Raw genomic sequence first — 22,761 nt, 5'->3', positions numbered from 1 at the left:
ACTCGTAATATTGCTTCATAATATGTTAAAATATTGACCTACATCAAATTGGTTAGATAGGCATATGATTTCAGACAAATTTACCACAAAACGTATCCAATCAGGTGGATGTGCTATTCACTGTCAAGATTGCAGTATTAGCCAGCTATGTATTCCATTCACGTTGAATGAATCGGAGTTAGATCAACTGGATCAAATAATCGAACGTAAAAAACCAATCCAGAAAGGTCAAGAGCTCTTTAAAGCGGGTGATGAACTGAAATCATTGTATGCCATTCGTTCTGGTACCATCAAAAGTTACACTATCACTGAGCAAGGTGATGAGCAAATCACAGCTTTCCATTTAGCTGGTGATTTGGTTGGTTTTGATGCTATTAATGAAATGCAACATCCTAGCTTTGCACAATCACTTGAAACATCAATGGTTTGTGAAATACCGTTTGAAATACTTGATGATTTGGCGGGAAAAATGCCAAAACTTCGCCAACAAATCATGCGCTTGATGAGCAGTGAAATTAAAGGCGATCAAGAAATGATTTTATTGTTATCAAAGAAAAATGCTGAAGAACGTTTAGCTGCATTTCTTTACAATTTATCACTGCGTTTTTCTCAGCGTGGCTTCTCACCTCGTGAGTTCCGTCTAACAATGACTCGTGGTGATATCGGTAACTACCTTGGCCTTACGGTTGAAACTATTAGTCGTTTATTGGGTCGTTTCCAAAAGTCTGAAATGCTAAGTGTTAAAGGTAAATATATTACAATCTTAGATCATGACGAACTAGCCAAACTTGCAGGTGTAAGTAAGAACAACAATTTATAATCTGCTATACCCTATCTAATCTATTTATAAGCAGGTGCTATTTTAGTACCTGTTTTTATATCTATCACTACCGCATATAACTGTTCATTTATCCCATTTTTGCATTTTATTGCTCAAACTACTCCCCATCTTGATGAGTTTAGAGTACAGTAAATATTATGTTAATTTTTTAATCACTTGATTTGAAAGTGTATCTGATAAATACAACGGTAAATGTATTTCTTTGTTCGTACTCATTCAGAAAAGAGATTCTGCCGTAGGGAGACATTATTATGCAAAAATATAAAAACATACTTGTTGTCGCTGATCCTGAACGTGAACAACAGCCAGCAATATCTCGTGCTATTCATTTAGCTAAGTCTTGTGATGATGTGAAAATTATTGTTTTCCTAGCTATTTATGATTTTTCTTATGAAATGACATCAATGCTTTCTTCTGACGAACGTGACGCAATGCGTCGTGGTGTCGTTATGCAGCGCGAAGAATGGCTAAAAGAAATCATACAACCACATGCTGATCTTGGTCTTAACATTGAGATTAAAGTCGTATGGCACAACCGTCCTTACGAATCCATAATTGCTGATGTATTTAGTCAAGACATTGATTTACTCATAAAAGCCACACATGAGCATGCAAAATTAGGATCAGTTATCTTTACACCAACAGACTGGCATTTATTACGTAAATGTCCTGTGCCTGTTTTATTAGTAAAGGGTGAAAACTGGCCAGCAAATGGTAACGTTCTTGCCTGTGTGAATTTATCTGCTGAAGATGAAACCCATGATGATCTTAACGATAAGATTGTAAAAGAGGCCCTTGCTTTTTCATCAATCACACACGCAAACGTCAACTTAGTGAATGCCTACCCTGCAACACCAGTTAATATCACAATTGAATTGCCTGAGTTTGATCCCGCATCATATACCGATGCAGTCCGCGGTCATCACTTAATGACGATGAAATCATTACGCCAAAAATACGCTATTGATGAAGAGCAAACCTATGTAGTTGAAGGCTTAGCTGAAGATGTCATCCCTAAAATTGCTGATGAGATTAAAGCTGAGCTAGTTATTCTAGGTACAACTGGACGTACTGGTTTATCTGCGGTCTTTATTGGTAATACGGCAGAAAATACAATTGATAGTCTAAATTGTGACTTATTGGCTTTAAAACCAGATGGTTATATTAGTCCATTAGCGCCTAATTCTATCGATGAGTAACTGTTTCAATCTATATCTGTATAACAATAAACGCCTCAGCTGAGGCGTTTATATTATTTAGGTTCGACTTCTTTTTCATTGGCAAGCCATTTAGCAAACTTTGTTAAATACCATTCATTTTCTTGTTTTGAACAATAAGCTCGACTCAATTTACGGTGCTTCCACTCTGCAGCTAATGACACGCGAGTTTGGTTAGTTGCCCGTTTACCTAAATATGTTTCACAAAGCTGAGTATTAGACATCTGTCGAGCATAGCTATTTACACTGCTTCCTTGTATACCCATCTGCTGAGCTTGATGTGAGCTACACCCTCCGATTAAGCCGCATAGGCCTACTAGTATAATTAGCCGTAATTTTACCATTCTTCATATCCTATAAAGCAAAACAGCACCGGCTCAATAAAGAACCCGATGCTGTTTTGTGACTAATTGTTATTATATTTAAACGTTAGTAACATCAATAAACATGCTTTCATCAATGTTTGTCGAAGATACTTTTGCTTCAGTGAAAGCATATTCAGCTCTCTCACCTTCACGGTCTAGTGGCAGATTAACAAAATCAAACAAGTTTTTATCTGCCAATTGGCTTGGACTGATATTCTGAATTGATTTGAAAATCGCATCAACACGACCAGGTGTCTTTTTATCCCAATCAATCAACATTGCTTTAATGCTTTGACGTTGCAGGTTTTCTTGTGAACCACAAAGGTTACAAGGAATAATCGGGAACTGCTTATACTCAGCGTATTTGATCAGGTCTTTTTCACGACAATATGTCAATGGACGAATAACAACGTTACGGCCATCATCTGAGCGTAATTTAGGTGGCATTGCTTTTAGACGAGAACCATGGAACATATTTAAGAATAGTGTTTCAACGATATCATCTAAATGGTGCCCTAGTGCAATTTTAGTCGCACCAATTGTTTCAGCAAAAGAATACAGCGTACCACGACGTAAACGAGAGCATAAACCACAGGTCGTTTTACCTTCTTCTACTTTTTCCTTAACCACAGAATAAGTATCTTTATCGACAATGTAGTAAGGAATATTTAGGCTTTGGAAATACTCTGGCAAAATATGCTCAGGAAAGCCTGGTTGCTTTTGATCTAGGTTAACCGCGACAACGTCAAACTTAATTGGCGCTGCTTTTTGTAAATTAAGCAGAATATCTAACATCGCAAATGAATCTTTGCCACCACTAATACATGCCATTACCACATCACCTTCTTCGATCATGTTGTAATCAATTATGGCGTTACCCATATTGCGGCGAAGACGTTTTTGCAGTTTGTTATATTCAAGTGTTTCTTTACGGTTATCTGTCTGATTCATTACTACTTCTCGAACTACCGACAACATCGATAGTAGAATTGCGGGATAAGAATTTATAGGGCATGAATTATACGTATTTTATTGTTGACTGGAAATAGCTATCCACAATAAAAAAGCTCAGCACGTAATGGCTGAGCTTTTTTAATCAAAATGATTGAGTGATTACTTAAATAATCCCATCACAAATTTCTTTACTTGGTCAATTAAACGGCTAAAGAAACTACCTTCATCAACAGCTTCTAATGCAACAAGAGGTTGTGTACCAACTTGTTTATCATTCACAGAGTAAATAATGTCGCCAACTTGTTGCCCTTTGGCGATTGGAGCTTCAAGTTCGCTGTTTAGTTCAACACTGGCGGTTAATTTTTTGGTATCGTTACGTGACAATGTCACATAACTTGTTTTATCGACACCTAGATTCACTTGATCTTTATTACCAAACCATACACGTTCAGTAATGATCTCATCACCCGCTTTATGCGGTGTCACTGTTTCAAAAAAACGGAAACCGTAGTTTAGTAATTGTTTGCTTTCTATTTCACGCGTTTTAGTACTTTTGGTTCCCATAACAACTGCGATTAAACGCATGTCACCTTCTGTGGCTGAACTGGTTAAACTATAACCTGCACCACTGGTATAACCGGTCTTCATACCATCAACGTTCATACTTGGATCGTTTAATAAACCATTACGATTACGCTGAGTAATATTGTTATAAGTGAATGATTTCTCACTATACAATGGATAAATACTTGGTAAATCACGAATAAGAGCCTGACCTAATAAAGCAATGTCATAAGGCGTGGTATATAAGTCATTATTATCAAGGCCATGTGGATTAGCAAAATTAGAATTATTCATTCCTAATTTTTTTGCCCATGAGTTCATTAAGCTAACAAATGATTGCTCAGATCCTGCCACATGTTCTGCAATTGCAACACTTGCATCATTACCTGATTGAATAATCAATCCACGGAAAAGATCCATTAGTGGAACTTCACTGCCTACTTCGATAAACATTTTTGATGAATCAGGGAAGTTTTTCGCCCAAGCATTACGGCTAATAACAACAAGATCTTTCTCATTAATATTGCCTTGCTTCATTTCTTGACCGGCAACATAGCTTGTCATTAATTTGGTCAAGCTCGCTGGGTTTAACTTTTCGTTTGCATCCTTCTCTACTAAGACTTTACCTGTATTGTAATCCATCAATACATAGCCTTTTGCACTTAATGTTGGTGCATCAGGTACGACTGTTGGCATTGCTGCAAACGCTGAAGATGATAAAGAGTAAAGCGCAGTAGCACCGACAAGAGACAAAAAACGAGTAGTCTTTTCCATGTTAGGCAAAATTCCTTTAAAAAACGATAAAATCAATCTACATAGCTATTAAGGACTTGCAGAAACCTAATAGGTATTGAGATTGGCTGCCAGTATATCGAAAAAATATAATAAAACAGGTCTTGGTAACATTGTCTTACGAATTCCTATCACTGATTACATTTATAACGATAATTGCTTTAAATATAAATCATTGCGAGCAATTAACTACTGCTTATTTGATTTTAAATTCATAAATACTGCTGTGTTCGCATTTTTATTACTGCACTAACTGAGAATCTCTATTAAATAGTCGTAGGTTAGGTTAAATTTATTCTATTGCTGTTTATCTATTAGGAACAAGTATGAATAATTACAATAAATTAGAACGTCATGCTAAAAAGCTATCTCGACTTGGCCATCTTAGTGCTATTTGTGGTTGGGATCAGGCTGCAATGATGCCTAATGGTGGTGCACAAGCGCGTTCAGAAGCAATGGCTGAACTTGCCGTTATGTCACATGAACTAGCCACTGCTCCTTATTTAGAAAATTGGTTTGCAGAAGCAGAAAAAGAACATCTTACCGCCGAACAACGAGCCAGCCTTACAGCCCTTAGACGTCATTGGATGATGCATAATATTTTACCCGCAGATCTTATCGAACAGCAATCACTTGCATGTTCTCAATGCGAACATGCTTGGCGCTCACAACGTAAAGAAAACGATTGGGAAGGCTTTAAAGCTAACTTAAAGCCTGTGGTTGAATTGGCTCGCCAAGAAGCCGCTATTCGCTCGCAAGCAACAGGCTTAAGCCGTTATGATGCTTTACTGGATATTTATGAGCCAGGAATGACATCTGCAGTACTTGATGATATTTTTGCTGAAGTTAAATCATGGTTACCTCAACTTATTCAACAAGTCGAAGCCAAACAAGCGACAGAAAAAACACTACCGCTATCAACCCCATTTGCTATCGAAAAACAACAATCGTTAAGCTTGAATGCCATGAAATTACTTGGGTTTGATTTTGACCACGGACGACTAGATATCAGTACTCACCCATTTTGTGGAGGCGTACCAACAGATGTCCGTATTACTACTCGCTATGATGAAAATGATTTCACCTCAGCATTAATGGGCGTTATTCATGAAACCGGTCATGCACGTTATGAACAAGGCTTACCACAACAATGGCGCGACCTTCCTGTCGGTGAAGCACGTTCAATGGGGATTCATGAATCACAAAGTTTATTTTGTGAAATGCAATTAGCGCGTAGTCCTGCATTTAGTAGTTTATTAGCTCCGATGATACAACAATCATTTGATTCAACGGCAGAATCATTATCGGCTGAAAATCTTTGTCTGATTAATACTCGTGTTAAACCTGGATTTATTCGTGTTGACGCAGACGAAGTCACCTACCCTGCACATGTTATTTTACGCTATGAAATTGAACGTGACTTAATTGAAGGTAATATTGAAGTTGATGATATTCCAGCTATTTGGGATCAGAAAATGTCTCAATACCTTGGGCTGTCAACACTCGGGAATTTCACCGATGGTTGTATGCAAGACATTCACTGGACCGACGGTAGTTTTGGCTATTTCCCAAGCTACACTCTAGGTGCAATGTACGCAGCACAATTTATGGCGACCATTAATAAAGAAATGAACGTAGAACAGCTCGTTACTCAACGTAATCTAACGCCAATATTTGAGTGGTTGCATGATAATATTTGGAGCAAAGGCTCAACATTATCAACTGATGAGCTGGTGGAGAAAGCAACAGGGGAAACACTAAATCCAGAGCACTTTAGAGAACATTTAATGCAACGTTATTTAAATAACTAATCACCACTTTTTTATGAACTATCAACAGAAAAACAGTAATTATTTGATAAGTTTGTAATATTTAGCAAGATAATATCGGTTAGATCACAGTTTAATCAGCATTGTTTTTTATACTCATAATCAATAAAGATAACGGTTACCATTAAGGATTTAAGAATGACTTATAAAGCAGCAGATCTAAATTACCATGGCGAGAATTGTGGTGTGCATAACTGGATCACAGATGGCGGTCAATCATTCTACTGGCATCCTGATTGGCTACATATTGCTGAAGATGAAACAGGTCTTCACAGTAAGCATGAAATTGAAGTTGAAAAAGGTGGAGAAATCACTAAGGGTCATGCTGTTCATGCGATTTTGAAGCGTTTAAATGAAATGTTAAGCAACGATCACGCTTAAATTACAAACTAGAAATTATTAATGTTTCATGAAAAAGCCACTATCAGCATTGATGATAGTGGCTTTTCTTTTATCTGTTAATTAGCAGAATTAAGCGTATCGATTCGCGGTATTCTCAGCAACTTTTACAATAACTTTAACGGCAAGTTCCATACCTTCAACAGTGATAAACTCATGAATACCGTGGAAATTATAACCGCCAGTAAAGATATTAGGACAAGGTAAACCCATAAATGATAGTCGAGCACCATCAGTGCCACCACGAATAGGTTTTATTTCCGGCTTAACATCACAATCAAGCATCGCTTGCTGAGCAATCTCAATGATATGCGGGAAAGGTTCCACCATTTCACGCATATTATAGTAAGAGTCCGTTAAGATCAGTTCTACTCGGCCCTGTGTTAGCTTACCATTTAGTTCATCTACTTTTTGCTGCATGAAAGCTTTACGCTTTTCTTGACCATCACGATCAAAGTCACGAATGATGTAACCCAATTCAGTACGAGCAACAGATGCATCCATTGACTTTAGGTGATAAAAGCCTTGGTAGCCCTCTGTGCATTCAGGGGTTTCATCGGCTGGCATCATTAATTGAAATTGTGCTGCAATGTTCATGGAATTAACCATTTTATTTTTTGCAGTACCAGGATGAACGTTAACACCATAACAAATGACATCTGCAGAGGTGGCATTGAAATTTTCATATTCCAACTCACCAATCGGGCCACCATCGATAGTGTAAGCCCATTGTGCACCAAACTTTTCAACATCAAATAAGTTTGCACTACGACCGATTTCTTCATCGGGCGTAAAACCAACACAAATATCGCCATGCTTAATTTTAGGGTTAGCAATAAGATAAGCGATAGCTGTCATGATCTCTGCAACACCCGCCTTATTATCAGCACCAAGTAGCGTTGTACCATCTGTCGTGATGATATTGTGACCATGTAACTTATTAAGATCTGGGTATTGGAATGGAGAAAGGATTTCATCCCCTATCCCTAACGCTATATCACCACCGCGGTAGCTTTCTACAAGTTGTGGCCGTACATCTTTACCTGAAGCATCGGGTGCTGTATCCATATGAGCGATAAAACCAATAGCAGGAATATCGCCATCCATATTTGCAGGTAATCGTGCGGTAAGGTAGCCGTTGCTATCTAGAGCAACGTCACTAAGCCCTAACTCTATCATTTCAGATTGAAGAGCTTCAGCAAAAACGCGTTGTCCAGCAGTACTAGGACAAGAGGAAACTGCATCGTTAGATTGAGTGTCAAAACTTACATATCGTAAAAAACGTTCTATTAACTTATCCATAAAGTCGCCTTTCTTGCTTGAGCTGACAGCTTATACTGCCCTTATTTATTATTATTTACATTATGGGTATATTGAAAATAAATGACATTGAGATACATCATCATTAAGGCTATTTTTTTGTAAAATGAGTCCCCATTTTTAAATGAAATTTTAATTAAACAGCATGATTTATTTGAAATTAATGATTATTGATGAATTTAAAGGTGTGTTTATTTCTTGATTAAAAAATAAAGTTATAGTGCACTAGGGTGCGAGTCTAAAAAAAAGCTCCTAAATAAAGGAGCTCTTTGTATCTATTCTGATTGTATTACGCATTAAACGTATCGTTGTTTAGTGGATCACTGACATTATCATCAGACCTTGGCTCATTACTATTATCGTTAGGATTAGATACCGAAGTTACCTGCAATGTAATACCAAACATATTACGATAGATAATCGCTTTCACATTAAAGAAAAATGGTAGTGTCCAAATTAAACCAATACCTGCTGTTGCAATAGACATGAAAAAGAAGATCATTACGATTAAGTAAATTGCAGTCATTGGCATCACTTTACGCACCGTAGCCATAAAAGAATATTGAATCGCTTTAATCGGAGTAACGCGCTTCTCACACACAAGTAAGATAGCCATGCTTAGCGCCATTGTTAAAAACAATCCGACTAAAGGGAAAATGCTGCTGCCAATACCCTGAATAGAAGAAATTAATAACATTGTAATAATCGATACGAGTGTAAACGAAAATCCTTTAACGATTTGGCTTGGTTTTGTTGGCAGCCCTACTGAATGATTAAGCGCCATTAAGCTAACCCCAACATATAATGGAGCAATCAAAACATCAGACCAAAAGTTAGCCATAAAGCCTGCTTTTAGGATGTCAGCGGTAAAGCCCTTCCCCGTTATAAAAGCGTCAAAAAACACATTAGGATTACCTAACTGAACTTTTAGACTTAATAGCAATAATGCGATTTGTGCAATAAACAAACAAATAACAGCAGGCAAAAACTTAGTGAAATTCTTTGCTGTAATTTTGAACGCTTCTTGAAGAACGGCAATAGGTTGTAGATCAACATCGCCCTTCATTGCTTTTTCAATTGAACCGCCAACGTGAAAACTTTTTTTAGTTGTCTCTTTCATACTCATATCATCATTATTTTGGTACTTGTATTGTACGTCACTCATCATGGTACAAAAACACTATTCACGTAAAAATTTATTTCAAAACCTCGTTACCGCCTGAAAAACAGCCAAAAAATTACTTGCAAGGCGATATCTACCGCTTTTTTTTACTTTCTTGTCCTCATTACTAACGTCTTTTGAACGTAAGTAAAAAAATTTTGAGCTTAAAAATAAAACATTTCGATTATTACTTTAATCGTAATTTATTTTTTCAGTATTATTTGTAATAGCGACCATATTGCAACGGATCGACGTGCTATCATTAAAGTAAGCAGCGTCTAATCTATAAATTTAGTGAGAAAATGCTTTAAATTGAAAGACTACAGGTCTATTATGCGCCCCTAATTTTAGCCAAAATATTGGGGCTTAACCAATCAGTCCCAAGGTGGAGATAACGTAGAATTGAACGTTGCAAAAACATCTAAGAAACCTGTAATTCAGCTGAAGGGTCTTAGCAAAAGCTTTGACGGTAAGCAAATCATTACAGGTTTGGACCTAGACGTAAACGATGGTGAATTTTTAACCATTTTAGGTCCATCAGGCTGTGGCAAAACCACAGTGCTTCGTCTTATTGCTGGCTTTGAAACTGCCGATAACGGTCAGATTACTATTGCCAATAAAGATGTTACTGACATTCCAGCTGAACAGCGTCTCGTTAATACGGTGTTTCAGAGTTATGCACTGTTTCCACATATGACAGTGTTTGAGAACGTCGCGTTTGGTTTACGCATGCAAAAAGTGCCATCGAGTGAGATTGAACCTCGAGTTATGGAAGCATTGCGTATGGTGCAACTTGATAAGTTTGCCCCTCGTAAACCACATCAATTGTCCGGTGGCCAGCAACAACGTGTTGCTATTGCCCGTGCAGTTGTTAATAAACCAAAAGTTCTTTTGCTTGATGAATCACTTTCTGCTCTTGATTACAAATTACGTAAGCAAATGCAGCTTGAACTGAAGCAGCTTCAACGGAAACTTGGTATTACCTTTATTTTCGTTACTCACGATCAAGAAGAAGCACTATCAATGTCTGACCGAATCATCGTTATGCGTGATGGTTGTGTTGAACAAGATGGTAGCCCTCGTGAAATTTATGAAGAACCGACGAACCTATTTGTTGCTCACTTTATCGGCGAAATCAACGTATTTGATGCCATCGTTAAAGAGCGTTTAGATAGTAAACGTATTATGGCAGATGTTGAAGGTCGTCACTCTTTAATCCACTGTGAGCTTGATGTCGCTATTGGCGACAAAGTGAAAGTGCTATTACGCCCAGAAGACATCCGTATTGAAGAAATTCATAACGGTGAACAAGCTACGGGTATTTTAGGTAAGGTTAAAGAGCGTACTTATAAAGGTATGACGCTTGATTCTGTGGTACAGCTAGATTCAGGAAAATCGGTAATGGTTAGTGAATTCTTCAACGAAGATGATCCTGACGTAGACCACTCTCTTGATCAAAAAGTTGCCATTACTTGGGTTGAAAGTTGGGAAGTGGTGCTAGCAGATGAGCAAGAAGTTTAATCTCCAAAACATCATCATAACGATTGTTGTAAGTTGGTTACTGCTATTTGTATTTGTACCAAACCTTATGATAATCGGCACGAGTTTTTTAACCCGTGATGATGCAAACTTGATCAAAATGGTGTTCACGCTAGATAACTATGAACGTCTTTTCGATCCAATGTATGCAAAAGTGCTTTTGCATTCATTTAATATGGCAATTACAGCAACGCTATTGTGTTTGTTGATTGGCTACCCTTTTGCGTATGCCATCGCTAAAATGCCTGAAAAATGGCGACCATTTATGTTATTTATGGTCATTGTACCCTTTTGGACTAACTCGTTAATTCGTACGTATGGCTTAAAGCTGATGCTCGGTACACGTGGTATTCTAAATAATGCGTTAATGTACTTAGATATTATAGATAAACCTATTCGTATTATGTACACCGAGTACGCTGTAATGATTGGCTTAGTTTATATACTATTACCGTTCATGGTACTGCCGTTGTACTCCGCGATTGAAAAGCTTGATAATAACTATATTGAAGCGGCTCGTGATTTAGGTGCGAATAAAGTTCAAACATTTATTAAAGTCATTTTCCCATTAACAATGCCTGGCATTATCGCCGGTTGTTTATTGGTACTACTTCCAGCATTAGGTATGTTCTACGTATCTGATTTACTTGGTGGTGCAAAGAACTTGTTAATTGGTAACGTGATTAAGAGTCAGGTACTCAACGCTCGTGACTGGCCATTTGGCTCTGCAACCAGTATTGCACTGACGTTAGCAATGGCAATTATGTTATATGCCTACTACCGAGCAGGAAAATTACTGAATAAAAAAGTGGAGCTTGAATAATGGGTCGTTTTTTTAAATTCAGCTTTATGTCCGTTGTATACACTTTTTTGTATGCTCCGATTGTTATTCTGATCATTAACTCATTTAATGCTAGTAAGTTTGGTATGAAATGGGGTGGCTTTACGACCAAATGGTATGAAGAGCTAATCAATAATGACAGCTTGATGCAGGCAGCTGGCCACTCAATTACGATTGCGGTTATTTCAGCAACAGCAGCATCGCTAATTGGTAGCTTAACCGCTGTTGCCCTATTTCGTTATAACTTCAAGGGTAAGAAGTTTGTATCAGGTATGCTCTTTTTAGTCATGATGTCACCTGATATTGTAATGGCAATTTCATTACTGGCTTTGTTCCTATTAATTGGAGCGAATCTAGGTTTCTTAACGTTATTACTATCACATATTACTTTTTGTCTACCGTTTGTTGTAGTGACTGTCTACAGTCGTTTAAAGGGCTTTGATGTAAAAATGCTTGAAGCTGCACGTGACTTAGGTGCAAGTGAGTGGGTGATTTTAAAACAAATTATCCTACCTCTCGCTAAGCCTGCTGTTGCTGCTGGTTGGTTATTAAGCTTTACATTATCACTTGATGACGTAATTGTGAGTTCGTTCGTTACAGGACCTAGTTATGAAATTTTACCTTTAAAGATTTACTCGATGGTTAAAGTCGGTATTTCACCAGAGGTTAATGCATTGGCAACTATCATGCTGATCATTTCATTATTCCTTGTAATTTGTTCGCAATTACTTGCAAGAGAAAAGAAGTAATATTACAGCTTTTAGCATTATTAAATGGCTAACTTATTTAAGTTAGCCATTTTTTTATCTGCGTTTTATTACACCATCTAAACATTGAATGTCCGTTGACATCTCAGGCTGCATTAAGACAGCAGATCACACAGGTCATATCACAAGAACTATTCAAGTTCTATTTGCTGTTTAATTTGTATAACAATATTATCTAAACGTTAACTACCTGTTATTAATCAATAGTCTGTAAATAAATATCTTATAGATGTGTTTATATTTGTGATGGCAGTATGATTTTATCTGCTATAATAGCTACGTTTACCAATTCATATTTGTTTTAAAAGCACACTATTTTAACGTGCTTATAAACGACATAAAATTAGGAGAGGCGGTTAAAGCCGCTAGAGAACACTCTCGATATCCTGTTTAGTTAGGAGCTAACAACGATGAAAAAATGGTCTTTAATGATGGCCGGTACAGTTTGTGCAATGTCAATGTATTCAAACATTGCTACTGCTGCAGATTCAGATAGCAATGAATTATACTTTTACAACTGGTCTGAATACATTCCAAATGATGTATTAGAACAGTTCACAAAAGAAACCGGTATTAAAGTAATTTATTCGACTTACGAGTCGAATGAGACCATGTACGCTAAATTAAAAACTTATGATAAAGGCTACGATTTAATCGTTCCTTCAACTTACTACGTTTCTAAAATGAGTAATGAAGGCATGCTTAAGAAAATCGATAAATCAAAAATTCCTAATTTTGCAGGTATCGATAAAAACTATTTAGATAAGCCTTTTGATCCTAACAATGATTACTCTATCCCTTATATTTGGGGTGCGACAGGTATCGGTGTAAATACTGATGTCATCGATAAATCAAAAATCACTAGCTGGGCTGATTTATGGGACCCTAAATGGCAGGGTCAGCTAATGATGATGGATGATGCACGTGAAGTGTTCCACATTGCATTACGTAAACTAGGCTATTCAGCTAACACTCAAGATCCTAAGCAAATTAAAGCAGCTTATGAAGAACTTAAAAAACTAATGCCTAACGTATTAGTTTTTAACTCTGACTTCCCTGCTAACCCTTATATGGCTGGTGAGACATCACTAGGCATGTTGTGGAATGGCTCTGCATACATGGCGCGCAAAGAAGGCGCTCCAATTGATATCGTATGGCCAAAAGAAGGCGCTATCTTCTGGATGGACAGCCTAGCAATTCCTGTTAATGCGAAGCACGTTGATAATGCATACAAGATGATCAATTTCTTACTTCGCCCTGATATTGCGGCAAAAATTGCACTGCAAATTGGTTACCCAACACCCGTTGCAGCAGCGAAGAAATTATTGCCTGCTGATTTCGTAAATGATCCAAGTATCTACCCACCACAATCAGTAATGGATGCGGGCGAATGGCAAAACAGTGTTGGCCCTGCAAGTGAACTATACGAAGAGTATTACCAAAAGCTAAAAGCTGGTGAGTAATAATTATCGTTAGAAAATAAAAAAACCGAGCTTTAAAGCTCGGTTTTTATATGCAAAATAAATATTCTATTTAATGCTAATAAATATCACAATTTAGCACTTAGAATACTCACTTCTTTACTAATAGATTTAACTTCAAACTGATTACTTATTTTAAGTGACTCAACTTGAGGTAATCCCCATGCTTCATAATTCACAACATTCCCATCAGTGGTTATATTAATCGGATCACCAGTTAATACGTGACCACTCCATGAAACTGATGCGGCAAAAGTCATTGAACTGAAAATTGATAAGATTACCAACAAAAAATACTGTTTCTGTTTCATATTTAAGCAGCGCTATAGCTAAAGATTCATTACGACAACTATAGTGTTAGCATTATACTTATTGAATATTTAAATGTGCTAACAGGCATTTAATTGCTTCTCATCAAAAATATGCCACATCAAATTTAGAATTAATCTCTTTTTATATAGAATAAATAGCATTCATTTTGATACTATTTAACTGCATTGATAATATCTTCTACGAATTTAGGAACTAATTGTGATGCTTTCCCGTAATGCTTCTCTTCAAATTCATTGCCTACATTACTTGGTTCTAAATTAAGTTCAACAGTATGGGCGCCTTGCAATGCAGCCTCATGAACAAAACCTGCTGCTGGATAAACATTCCCAGATGTGCCGATAGCAATGAACAAATCAGCTCTCACAATCGCGTCATGGATTTTTTCCATATCTATAGGCATTTCCCCAAACCACACAATATCAGGTCTCAGTGGCGCTGGAATTTGGCAACAATGACAATGATCACTTGTATGGAGATCTCCATGCCATTCCACTGTTTGACCTGACTCACAACAGCGTGCTTTTAATAACTCACCGTGCATATGAATAACATTGTGACTCCCTGCCCGTTCATGAAGATTGTCGATATTTTGTGTCACAATCGTTACTGTACCGTCTAATTCAGCTTCTAGCTTTGCTAATGCATAATGAGCAGCATTAGGAGCAACAGATCCATTCTCTATCTGCGATCGACGAGCATTATAAAACGCTTGTACTAACTCTGGATCGCGCAGATAGCCTTCAGGAGTCGCGACATCTTCTACTCGATGTTCTTCCCACAATCCGTCAGCTGCACGAAAGGTACGTATCCCTGATTCAGCAGAGATACCCGCCCCTGTTAATACAACAATATGTTCGTAAGGAAATAGCATAACAACATCCCTCTAGTAAAAATAATGGCTAAACTTATCCCTCATTTATACCACTGATTTTATATGGATAAACGGTGTTTTTTATTAGACGTTAGTCTGAGAGATCGCTTATTGCTATAAGCCATAAATAATATTCATAAAAAAAGCCGATACAGTAAACTGTATCGGCGTTCGTTTTGATGCTTAATCGTTAACTATCTAGCGATGGTTTTGATTTTCCTGCATCCTGTTTTTCAGGTTCATAACCCGGTTGGTTTTCAGGTAAATCTTTTACTTCATCAAACCACAAATTATGGTGCTCACGTGCCCATGTTTCATCAACATCGCCAGTCACCATGCCATCTAAACCCGCTTCCATGCCAAATAAACCAATATAAATATGGAATATAAAACCACAAATTAGAATCAGTGCCGATAACATATGAAGTAAATTTGATAGCTCCATATCACGACGGGTTTGATCAAAAATAGGGAAATCTAGCACAAAACCACTGGCCGCAATCGAGAAACCAAATACGATCAATAGCCAAAAGATAACTTTCTCACCACCGTTAGAGAAACCCGCTGATGGATGTGATCCTTTATGTTTACCCACCATGCCGCCCATCTTTTTAAACCACTCAAGATCGACTTTATTAAAGGTACTTTTACGCCACCACTTAACCAGTACGGCAAGTAGTAGGATCGCAAAAATAGGTCCCATGTAGTTATGGTATTGCTTGGCAGCAAGAATGATCCATCCCCAAATTTCAGTAGGCACAATAGGCTTAATAAAATGTTTACCATAAACTAACGTTAAGCCACTGAATCCTAATGTAAGGAAGGTAAATGCCATGCTCCAGTGCAATGCACGATCAATACGGCTCCAGCGTTTAATTTTACGGCCAGTTTTAGGCTTACTTAGCTTTAGAGGTCCAATAACCACATAAGCTAGCGTTACCATCACCAAACTACCAAAAATCGCTAAAGCACCTAATGGTGACATCCACTTTTCTTTAAGGATGTACCACGTTTGTCCTGGCACACTGATTAGTACATCATGCTCAGGCCAACCCGATGTGGTGTAGCCTTTCTCGCCATCTTTTACCATGCGCCAGTAATCAGCCCCAGCAAATCCGATCACTTCTTTTTTAACTACGGCTTCACCAGCGGTCGTTGTATCACTATCACTTGCCATCGTGGATACTGAAAACACCATCATTAAAGCGGTAACTATGATAGTTAACCAGCGTTGAATTCGCTTAGTCATTAAAGCTCCTATCCACTTTAAAAAGCAGATTAATTGGCACACTTATCACAACAGTGTGCCTAACTATTACACGCGTCGATAAATGGACTTAACATACCTCATTAAATCCATTTAAATATGATTAAGCTTTACGTACTTTACTTGCGTCGTAAGCTAAATCATCAGTGCTTGCCCAACCCGCATCTTTTGCACCACGAGCTACAACACGCTTGCTGAAAATTTCAGAGATTTTTTCAGCATCACCAGCAAGCAATGATTTAGTCGAACACATCGAAGCACACATAGGTAACTTACCTTCTGCTATACGGTTTGCGCCATAAAGCAGACGTTCTTTTTCAGAACCCGGTTCAGTATTTGGGCCGCCAGAACAATAAGTACACTTATCCATTTTGCCACGTTCAGCAAATGCATCTTGCTTAGGAAATTGTGGCGCACCAAATGGACAAGCAAATAAGCAATAACCACAACCGATACATAAGTCTTTATCATGCTGCACAATGCCGTCTTCTGTTTGGCTAAAGCAATCAGCAGGACATACCGCCATACAAGGCGCATCACTACAGTGCATACAAGCAACAGAGATTGATGTCTCTCCCGGAAGACCGTCGTTTAAGGTTACAACACGACGGCGTTGAATACCCCACCCAACCGCTTCTGAGTTGGCATTTTTACAAGCTGTTACACAACCATTGCACTCAATACAACGCTTAGAGTCACAAAGAAATTTCATACGTGCCATCAGGTGACTCCTTACGCTTTAGTGATTTTACACAAAGTAACTTTGGTTTCTTGCATTTGGGTTACAGGATCATAGCCATACGTTGTTGCCGTATTGGCCGCTTCACCAGATACATAAGGTGCACAACCTTCAGGGTAATGATCACGTAGACTCACACCTTCAAATTCACCACCAAAGTGGAATGGTAAGAAAGCCAGACCTTCACGAACACGTGGCGTTACCATCGCTTTCACTTTAATTCGGCCTTTTTCTGCACCTTCTACCCACACCATCTCACCATCTTTAATGCCAATATCGTTAGCATCTTTGAGGTTAATCTCAACGAACATTTCTTTTTGAAGTTCAGCTAACCATGGGTTTGAACGTGTTTCTTCACCACCACCTTCATATTCAACAAGGCGACCAGACGTTAGAATAATTGGATATTCTTTAGATACATCTTTCTCTTGAATAGACTTATATAGTGTTGGCAAGCGGAACATCGCTTTGCTGTCGTCCCATGTTTGGTACTCTGGTAATAAGTCACGACGCGGCGTATACAATGGCTCACGGTGAATAGGTACTGCATCAGGGAAGGTCCATACAACAGTACGAGCTTTCGCGTTACCAAATGGAATACAACCGTGTTTAATCGCAACGCGCTGAATACCACCGGAAAGATCTGTCTTCCAATTTTTACCTTCAGCTGCCACTTTTTCGGTTGCAGTTAGATCATCCCACCATCCCAGTTGCTTTAGCATCTTCGCGGTAAATTCGGGATAACCATCTTCAAGCTCACAGCCTAATGAATAACTATCATCCGCCAATAAGCTCACACCATTACGCTCAACGCCGAAACGAGCACGGAAATTACCGCCACCTTCTGCGACTGTTTTAGAGGTATCGTAAAGAATGTGTGTACCTGGGTGCTTCATTTCTGGCGTCCCCCAACATGGCCACGGTAAACCATAGGTTTCACCATTAGCAGGTCCGCCAACCGCTTCAAGCGTCGTAAAATCAAATGTACCCCAGTTTTTCTGATGCTCTTTCAAACGCTCAGGGCTTTGACCGGTATAACCAATTGTCCACATACCCTTGTTGTATTCACGAGTAATGTCTTCAATGTTTGGCTTATTATTTTCAACCTTAATGTGTTTGAATAATTGATCAGAGAAACCCAATCGCTTAGTCAATAAGTACATGATTTCGTGGTCTGGTTTCGCATCAAACAACGGTTCAATTACCTGATCACGCCACTGAATCGAACGGTTAGTTGCCGTTACTGAACCATAAGTTTCAAACTGCGTGGTTGCAGGGAAAAGATAAACGTTATCTGTACGGCCATTCATTACTGCAGCAACGCCTGGGTATGGATCGACGATCACCATCATATCCAGCTTGCCCATTGCCGTTTTCATTTCAGGACCACGCGTCTGTGAGTTAACAGCATGACCCCAATAGAACATCGCACGAATATTATCGCGTTGTTCAATATTATCTTTGTTTTCTAAAACGCCATCGATCCAACGAGAAACGGGAATACCTGCGCTGTTCATAGGCTTTTTACCGTTATAGGTGTTTTGATCAAAACGGCCTTGTAGCCATGAATAATCAATGTCCCATACTTCAGCCCAATGCTTCCAAGCTCCTTCGGATAAACCGTAATAGCCCGGTAAGTTATCAGATAACACGCCAAAGTCAGTTGCACCCTGAACGTTGTCATGGCCACGGAAAATGTTTGCGCCACCACCTGATTTACCCATGTTGCCAAGGGCTAATTCAAGAATACAGTAAGCGCGGGTGTTGTTATTACCTGTTGTATGTTGAGTACCACCCATACACCAAACAACACAGCCCGGACGGTTTTCAGACAGCATTTTTGCCGTTTGGTAAACTTGTTCTTCAGGCACACCCGTTACGCGTTCAACTTCTTTCGGGTTCCACTTTGCCACCTGCTCATGCACTTCTTCCATGCCATAAACACGTTGACGAATAAATTCTTTATCTTCCCAGCCATTATTGAAAATGTGATATAGCACACCCCAAACAAAAGCAACGTCAGTACCTGGACGCAGTGAAACATAGTGATCAGCTTTTGCCGCTGTACGTGTGCGACGTGGATCAACGACCACAATCTTACAACTGTTAGTTTCTTTAGCGATCAGGATATGCTGCATTGCTACTGGATGAGCTTCGGCTGGGTTAGAACCAATAAACAGAATTGACTTACAGTTATGCATGTCGTTCAGTGAGTTGGTCATTGCGCCGTAACCCCACGTATTTGCAACACCGGCAACCGTGGTTGAGTGACAAATACGTGCTTGGTGATCGACGTTATTTGATCCCCATAGCGACACCATTTTACGGAACAAATACGCTTGTTCGTTGTTGTGTTTCGCTGAACCTAAAAAGTAAACTGAATCAGGGCCAGATTCTTGACGAATTTTAAGCACCTGCTGGCTAACTTCATCTAATGCTTGCTCCCAGCTTAGTTTTTTCCATTTACCATTAACCAACTTCATTGGGTATTTTACGCGTTTAGCACCATGGCCATGTTCACGTAATGCTGCCCCTTTGGCACAATGCCCACCAGCGTTAAAAGGATGATCGAAAGCGGGTTCCTGATGGGTCCATACACCATCTTGCGTTTCGGCATAAATACCACAGCCAACAGAACAGTGAGAACAAATAGTACGTTTAACCACTTTAGGTGCGTTGTAATCAGCTTCTGGAAAAGCTTCAGCTTTACGCATAAAACCAGGCGCAAAAAGGCTTGCACCAGCAACACCACCAGCGGCAGCAAGAGAAGAATTACGAATAAAAGAACGACGAGAAATACCTAGTTGGTTTTCATCTTTGCTCACTTTATCGGAACGTTTAGTCAGTTTCATTTCAGGCTCCGCTTATAGGGTATTGTAGTAATCACGAATATGTTGGGTTTCGTGATACCCTTTTTTTGTTTTAGGATCTTTCTTTTCAGTGTCGGTTGTTGAAGCAGGAACGGCAGTTGTCGTTCCTGCTACTACAGCACCTGCCGCTACAGTTAAACCAATGTTTTTTAACAATTGGCGACGGCTATCATTTGTTTTTTGCTCACTCATTGCGTTTGCTCCTCTATCGACATTCTTATGAACAAATGTCGATTTTTTATTATCGCGAGTATCTTTTTACTGGGACTCTAAAAAACGGGTCTTTTCTATTGTCAAAAATTGCCAAGCTAGTTCACCAACAGCGGTGTAAAACACAGCACTCTTAGCCGCTTTTAAATCGGTACAAAATTTTTCACACCATGGTGCAAGATGACGATTAAAAAATGTTTGTTGAAGGTGTTCATCGCCACCTTCCACCAGCATAGCCATAACTTCTAGCAATGCGGATATATGATCTTCGGGTTCAATGACAGATTGAGCACGTTCAAAACCCATTTGTTTTAAGTCTTGACGTAAATAAGCCAAAGGCATTTCCATTAAAGAACCAGTTAAATACCATGAACCAAATGGAACAACTTCCCCACGACCAATGCCAATAAAGACATCTTGATATTCTTCTTCAACACTCAATAATGTCGTTTTCTGAGCTGCTAGTTTTAATAAAGGCCAAGCTGAAGCCATGGTTTGACGTTGAAATGTTTGCGCCGTATCAACATCAAGGTTAGCAAGAAACTCAAGCACAGATTTTTCAGGGGCTTGACGACATAAATGTGCCAACATGTTATAAATTTCAATACGTAGCAAATCATCTTGATCAGTAAGATTTGTGTGAGCATTCATAGCTGCGTTTTCCATATAATGACCTTATACCCTTGTCTGATTTTGTGGATCTTGTTCCATCTTTTCAAAAATATCGCGCACACGACAATCTTCACACATAGATAAACGACGAATCGCTTCTCCTTGAAAATGTGAATGGCGTTGAAGTTTTTCAGTCAACATTTTCACCATAGATGCAGGGGCAAAAGGCTTTCCACAACTGATACAACATGCAGCTGGTTCTTCATGAATAAGAGCATCGGCTTTACGCGCTTGCCAATCCCAATTAAAACCAGCGTCAAGTGTTATAACTTTTTCAGGACATGCGGTTTCACACATTCCACATTGAATACAATCTTGTTCTACAAATAATAATCCAGGGCGATCACCAATGGCATGTAAGGCACGAGTTGGACAAACAGCGACACAACTCATGCATAACGTACAATCATCTGTTTTACATGTTACAGAACCATAAGGGGCATTTTCCGCTACAGCCGAACGCGTTGGTTGCGCTGGACTTGTCTGATTAAGCGCTTCTAAAACAGTAAATAATTTTTCACGTTTAGTGCCGGTTAATGCCGTTTCAATTGGAGTAATAAGTGCCGTTTCATAAGCTTCAAAATTCGCACTATTAGCAAAATCAAATAAACAAATACGATCAGCGTCATAACCCAATTCAGTTAAGAAATTTTGCGCAATGGCTAATTCATTAGTCAGAACAGCATCAATCGTAGTAGGGATATATTGTGTATTTGTTGCTAATAGAACTTGATGTGCACCATAAGCTAATGCACTAAACCAAGTATCAATACCAACCGTCGCAAGTTCTTCTAATGCAATCGTAATAACAGAACTAGGTAATGTCGCCAGTGCCTTTGTTACAGCAGCGGTATCGCGATCACCATAAAGTAGTAATGTTGGAGATTGACCACCTTCTTGCTTATAACGTACTAAAACACTATGAACAAAATTTTGAGTGATTTGAGGATCTGGCAATGCATAACTGATAGCTTCTGTTGGACACGCCGTGGCACATGTTCCTACCCCCTGGCAAAGGTAAGGATCAATCGCAATAGCGATACTGTCAGAACTTAATGCTCCCGCAGGACACGCATCAATACAACGATCACAGCCTTTGACACTTCGTGATGAATGCGCACAAAGATCAGGATTTAAACGAAAGTATTTAGGCTTGTCAAAAGTACCAATCATAGCTGGCAATTCATCCACCAGCGCTGCTAGTTTTTCAGATGCTTTAGATGCAGAAGCTTGACCAACGGCGTAATAACCAGCGGCAGGAATTTCAACATTCATAGTCCCTGTTGTTGTCATATCAAGCACAATATCAAAACATGGACGTCCAATAGCTATTTTGGCTAAGTTCGTTTCAAGTGCATTAATATCAAGGGCTGTCGCGTCATGTCCTATACGACAATGAACATCAAATGCGCCAAGGTATCCTTTTACCGTAATAGCTTGACTGTAATACAAGGTATGTGATGTTTTGGTATCGCACGTATTAGCATCTGTCGCCAATAGCGTCACACTGTTTAGTGCTGCAAATTGATCAGCAACATGAAGTAATTGCTCAGCTTCACCAATAATCAATAAATTACCACGACTTTCATACGTCACTGTTGGCGGAATAAGATTGGCAAGTTCTACTGTTCCTGTAATGGCCGTTGCACGAGCGACACCATTAATATCAGTAAACGCATTTAATGTACTTTTTAACATTGTTATTCCTGTTTGCTCACTACCGCTAAT

At 38.8% G+C, this 22,761-nt stretch carries 21 protein-coding genes; 8 read left to right on the top strand and 13 right to left on the bottom strand.

The genetic code is table 11. The annotated features are described in order from the left end of the window. Positions 1–64: 64 nt before the first annotated feature. Both VXS03_RS09995 and uspE read left to right on the top strand, forming a co-directional pair. A complete protein-coding gene (locus VXS03_RS09995) occupies positions 65–820 on the top strand; it encodes an FNR family transcription factor (protein WP_080157434.1) in 756 nt (251 codons plus the stop codon). Positions 821–1,092: 272 nt separating this feature from the next. Beyond that, on the top strand, positions 1,093–2,040 hold the full coding sequence (gene uspE, locus VXS03_RS09990; RefSeq protein ID WP_327763558.1) for a universal stress protein UspE: 948 nt from the start codon (positions 1,093–1,095) through the stop codon (positions 2,038–2,040). A 53-nt stretch (positions 2,041–2,093) separates the two neighbouring features. Here the strand turns inward: uspE and VXS03_RS09985 are convergent, their stop codons facing one another. From VXS03_RS09985 to VXS03_RS09975, 3 genes are all read right to left on the bottom strand, one after another. Beyond that, on the bottom strand, positions 2,094–2,402 hold the full coding sequence (locus tag VXS03_RS09985; RefSeq protein ID WP_327763557.1) for a hypothetical protein: 309 nt from the start codon (positions 2,400–2,402) through the stop codon (positions 2,094–2,096). Positions 2,403–2,480: 78 nt separating this feature from the next. Beyond that, the gene (gene ttcA / locus VXS03_RS09980; RefSeq protein WP_080157429.1) at positions 2,481–3,374 is read right to left on the bottom strand and encodes a tRNA 2-thiocytidine(32) synthetase TtcA; all 894 of its coding nucleotides are present in this window, start codon (positions 3,372–3,374) and stop codon (positions 2,481–2,483) included. A gap of 162 nt (positions 3,375–3,536) precedes the next feature. Continuing rightward, entirely contained in the window at positions 3,537–4,715 is a 1,179-nt protein-coding gene (locus VXS03_RS09975; protein ID WP_327763556.1) for a D-alanyl-D-alanine carboxypeptidase family protein, read from the bottom strand. 344 nt (positions 4,716–5,059) lie between these two features. On the opposite strand from VXS03_RS09975, the gene VXS03_RS09970 reads away from it, so the two are divergent. Together VXS03_RS09970 and VXS03_RS09965 are read left to right on the top strand one after the other, a co-directional pair. After that, positions 5,060–6,544 carry a carboxypeptidase M32 gene (locus tag VXS03_RS09970; protein ID WP_327763555.1) on the top strand — a complete coding sequence of 495 codons (1,485 nt, stop codon included), beginning with the start codon at positions 5,060–5,062 and terminating at the stop codon, positions 6,542–6,544. Between the two features lie 156 nt (positions 6,545–6,700). Next, entirely contained in the window at positions 6,701–6,943 is a 243-nt protein-coding gene (locus VXS03_RS09965) for a hypothetical protein (protein ID WP_045039549.1), read from the top strand. A 90-nt stretch (positions 6,944–7,033) separates the two neighbouring features. On the opposite strand, the gene pepT is transcribed toward VXS03_RS09965, so the two are convergent. Beyond that, positions 7,034–8,263 (bottom strand): peptidase T, encoded by a 1,230-nt coding sequence (pepT, locus tag VXS03_RS09960; RefSeq protein ID WP_327763554.1) that lies wholly within the window; start codon positions 8,261–8,263, stop codon positions 7,034–7,036. Between the two features lie 307 nt (positions 8,264–8,570). Then, complete coding sequence (locus VXS03_RS09955) at positions 8,571–9,401, bottom strand: hypothetical protein (protein ID WP_327763552.1); 831 nt, start codon at positions 9,399–9,401, stop codon at positions 8,571–8,573. 444 nt (positions 9,402–9,845) lie between these two features. Here VXS03_RS09955 and potA point away from each other — a divergent pair, with 444 nt between their 5' ends. The 4 genes from potA (at position 9,846) to potD (ending at position 14,053) form a co-directional block, all read left to right on the top strand. Continuing rightward, positions 9,846–10,964: a spermidine/putrescine ABC transporter ATP-binding protein PotA gene (gene potA, locus VXS03_RS09950; RefSeq protein ID WP_327763551.1), complete on the top strand. Its 1,119-nt coding sequence runs from the start codon at positions 9,846–9,848 to the stop codon at positions 10,962–10,964. Next, entirely contained in the window at positions 10,948–11,805 is an 858-nt protein-coding gene (potB, locus tag VXS03_RS09945; RefSeq protein ID WP_327763550.1) for a spermidine/putrescine ABC transporter permease PotB, read from the top strand. The genes potA and potB overlap by 17 nt, the downstream gene beginning before the upstream one ends. Then, positions 11,805–12,572: a spermidine/putrescine ABC transporter permease PotC gene (potC, locus tag VXS03_RS09940; RefSeq protein WP_327763549.1), complete on the top strand. Its 768-nt coding sequence runs from the start codon at positions 11,805–11,807 to the stop codon at positions 12,570–12,572. The genes potB and potC overlap by 1 nt, the downstream gene beginning before the upstream one ends. Positions 12,573–13,000: 428 nt before the next feature. Further along, complete coding sequence (gene potD / locus VXS03_RS09935; RefSeq protein WP_327763548.1) at positions 13,001–14,053, top strand: spermidine/putrescine ABC transporter substrate-binding protein PotD; 1,053 nt, start codon at positions 13,001–13,003, stop codon at positions 14,051–14,053. Between the two features lie 86 nt (positions 14,054–14,139). Here the strand turns inward: potD and VXS03_RS09930 are convergent, their stop codons facing one another. The 8 genes from VXS03_RS09930 to VXS03_RS09895 all read right to left on the bottom strand — a co-directional run bounded on the left by VXS03_RS09930 (position 14,140) and on the right by VXS03_RS09895 (position 22,731). Further along, complete coding sequence (locus VXS03_RS09930) at positions 14,140–14,382, bottom strand: hypothetical protein (protein ID WP_327763547.1); 243 nt, start codon at positions 14,380–14,382, stop codon at positions 14,140–14,142. 173 nt (positions 14,383–14,555) lie between these two features. After that, positions 14,556–15,275 carry a Sir2 family NAD+-dependent deacetylase gene (cobB, locus tag VXS03_RS09925; protein ID WP_327763546.1) on the bottom strand — a complete coding sequence of 240 codons (720 nt, stop codon included), beginning with the start codon at positions 15,273–15,275 and terminating at the stop codon, positions 14,556–14,558. Positions 15,276–15,465: 190 nt separating this feature from the next. After that, complete coding sequence (locus VXS03_RS09920) at positions 15,466–16,476, bottom strand: formate dehydrogenase subunit gamma (RefSeq protein ID WP_442957439.1); 1,011 nt, start codon at positions 16,474–16,476, stop codon at positions 15,466–15,468. Between the two features lie 169 nt (positions 16,477–16,645). Next, the gene (gene fdh3B, locus VXS03_RS09915) at positions 16,646–17,263 is read right to left on the bottom strand and encodes a formate dehydrogenase FDH3 subunit beta (RefSeq protein WP_045030423.1); all 618 of its coding nucleotides are present in this window, start codon (positions 17,261–17,263) and stop codon (positions 16,646–16,648) included. 11 nt (positions 17,264–17,274) lie between these two features. Next, positions 17,275–20,133, bottom strand: a complete 2,859-nt coding sequence (locus tag VXS03_RS09910; protein ID WP_327763542.1) for a formate dehydrogenase subunit alpha — start codon at positions 20,131–20,133, stop codon at positions 17,275–17,277. A 12-nt stretch (positions 20,134–20,145) separates the two neighbouring features. Then, on the bottom strand, positions 20,146–20,343 hold the full coding sequence (locus VXS03_RS09905) for a twin-arginine translocation signal domain-containing protein (RefSeq protein ID WP_327763540.1): 198 nt from the start codon (positions 20,341–20,343) through the stop codon (positions 20,146–20,148). A 66-nt stretch (positions 20,344–20,409) separates the two neighbouring features. Further along, a complete protein-coding gene (locus tag VXS03_RS09900) occupies positions 20,410–21,027 on the bottom strand; it encodes a TorD/DmsD family molecular chaperone (protein ID WP_327763539.1) in 618 nt (205 codons plus the stop codon). A gap of 9 nt (positions 21,028–21,036) precedes the next feature. Beyond that, positions 21,037–22,731 carry a 4Fe-4S binding protein gene (locus tag VXS03_RS09895; protein WP_327763538.1) on the bottom strand — a complete coding sequence of 565 codons (1,695 nt, stop codon included), beginning with the start codon at positions 22,729–22,731 and terminating at the stop codon, positions 21,037–21,039. Between the last annotated feature and the right edge of the window lie 30 nt (positions 22,732–22,761).

Source organism: Photobacterium sp. S4TG1 (assembly GCF_036040035.1).
GTDB lineage: Bacteria > Pseudomonadota > Gammaproteobacteria > Enterobacterales > Vibrionaceae > Photobacterium.
The sequence above is the reverse complement of the archived record's forward strand: the minus strand, read 5'-3'. Positions and strand labels throughout refer to the sequence as shown.

Bases quoted from the DNA above. Each gene is read 5' to 3' on its own strand.
- VXS03_RS09995 (WP_080157434.1), top strand. From the start codon at position 65: ATGATTTCAGACAAATTTACCACAAAACGTATCCAATCAGGTGGATGT.
- uspE (WP_327763558.1), top strand. From the start codon at position 1,093: ATGCAAAAATATAAAAACATACTTGTTGTCGCTGATCCTGAACGTGAA.
- VXS03_RS09985 (WP_327763557.1), bottom strand. From the start codon at position 2,402: ATGGTAAAATTACGGCTAATTATACTAGTAGGCCTATGCGGCTTAATC.
- ttcA (WP_080157429.1), bottom strand. From the start codon at position 3,374: ATGAATCAGACAGATAACCGTAAAGAAACACTTGAATATAACAAACTG.
- VXS03_RS09975 (WP_327763556.1), bottom strand. From the start codon at position 4,715: ATGGAAAAGACTACTCGTTTTTTGTCTCTTGTCGGTGCTACTGCGCTT.
- VXS03_RS09970 (WP_327763555.1), top strand. From the start codon at position 5,060: ATGAATAATTACAATAAATTAGAACGTCATGCTAAAAAGCTATCTCGA.
- VXS03_RS09965 (WP_045039549.1), top strand. From the start codon at position 6,701: ATGACTTATAAAGCAGCAGATCTAAATTACCATGGCGAGAATTGTGGT.
- pepT (WP_327763554.1), bottom strand. From the start codon at position 8,263: ATGGATAAGTTAATAGAACGTTTTTTACGATATGTAAGTTTTGACACT.
- VXS03_RS09955 (WP_327763552.1), bottom strand. From the start codon at position 9,401: ATGAAAGAGACAACTAAAAAAAGTTTTCACGTTGGCGGTTCAATTGAA.
- potB (WP_327763550.1), top strand. From the start codon at position 10,948: ATGAGCAAGAAGTTTAATCTCCAAAACATCATCATAACGATTGTTGTA.
- potC (WP_327763549.1), top strand. From the start codon at position 11,805: ATGGGTCGTTTTTTTAAATTCAGCTTTATGTCCGTTGTATACACTTTT.
- potD (WP_327763548.1), top strand. From the start codon at position 13,001: ATGAAAAAATGGTCTTTAATGATGGCCGGTACAGTTTGTGCAATGTCA.
- VXS03_RS09930 (WP_327763547.1), bottom strand. From the start codon at position 14,382: ATGAAACAGAAACAGTATTTTTTGTTGGTAATCTTATCAATTTTCAGT.
- cobB (WP_327763546.1), bottom strand. From the start codon at position 15,275: ATGCTATTTCCTTACGAACATATTGTTGTATTAACAGGGGCGGGTATC.
- VXS03_RS09920 (WP_442957439.1), bottom strand. From the start codon at position 16,476: ATGATGGTGTTTTCAGTATCCACGATGGCAAGTGATAGTGATACAACG.
- fdh3B (WP_045030423.1), bottom strand. From the start codon at position 17,263: ATGGCACGTATGAAATTTCTTTGTGACTCTAAGCGTTGTATTGAGTGC.
- VXS03_RS09910 (WP_327763542.1), bottom strand. From the start codon at position 20,133: ATGAAACTGACTAAACGTTCCGATAAAGTGAGCAAAGATGAAAACCAA.
- VXS03_RS09905 (WP_327763540.1), bottom strand. From the start codon at position 20,343: ATGAGTGAGCAAAAAACAAATGATAGCCGTCGCCAATTGTTAAAAAAC.
- VXS03_RS09900 (WP_327763539.1), bottom strand. From the start codon at position 21,027: ATGGAAAACGCAGCTATGAATGCTCACACAAATCTTACTGATCAAGAT.
- VXS03_RS09895 (WP_327763538.1), bottom strand. From the start codon at position 22,731: ATGTTAAAAAGTACATTAAATGCGTTTACTGATATTAATGGTGTCGCT.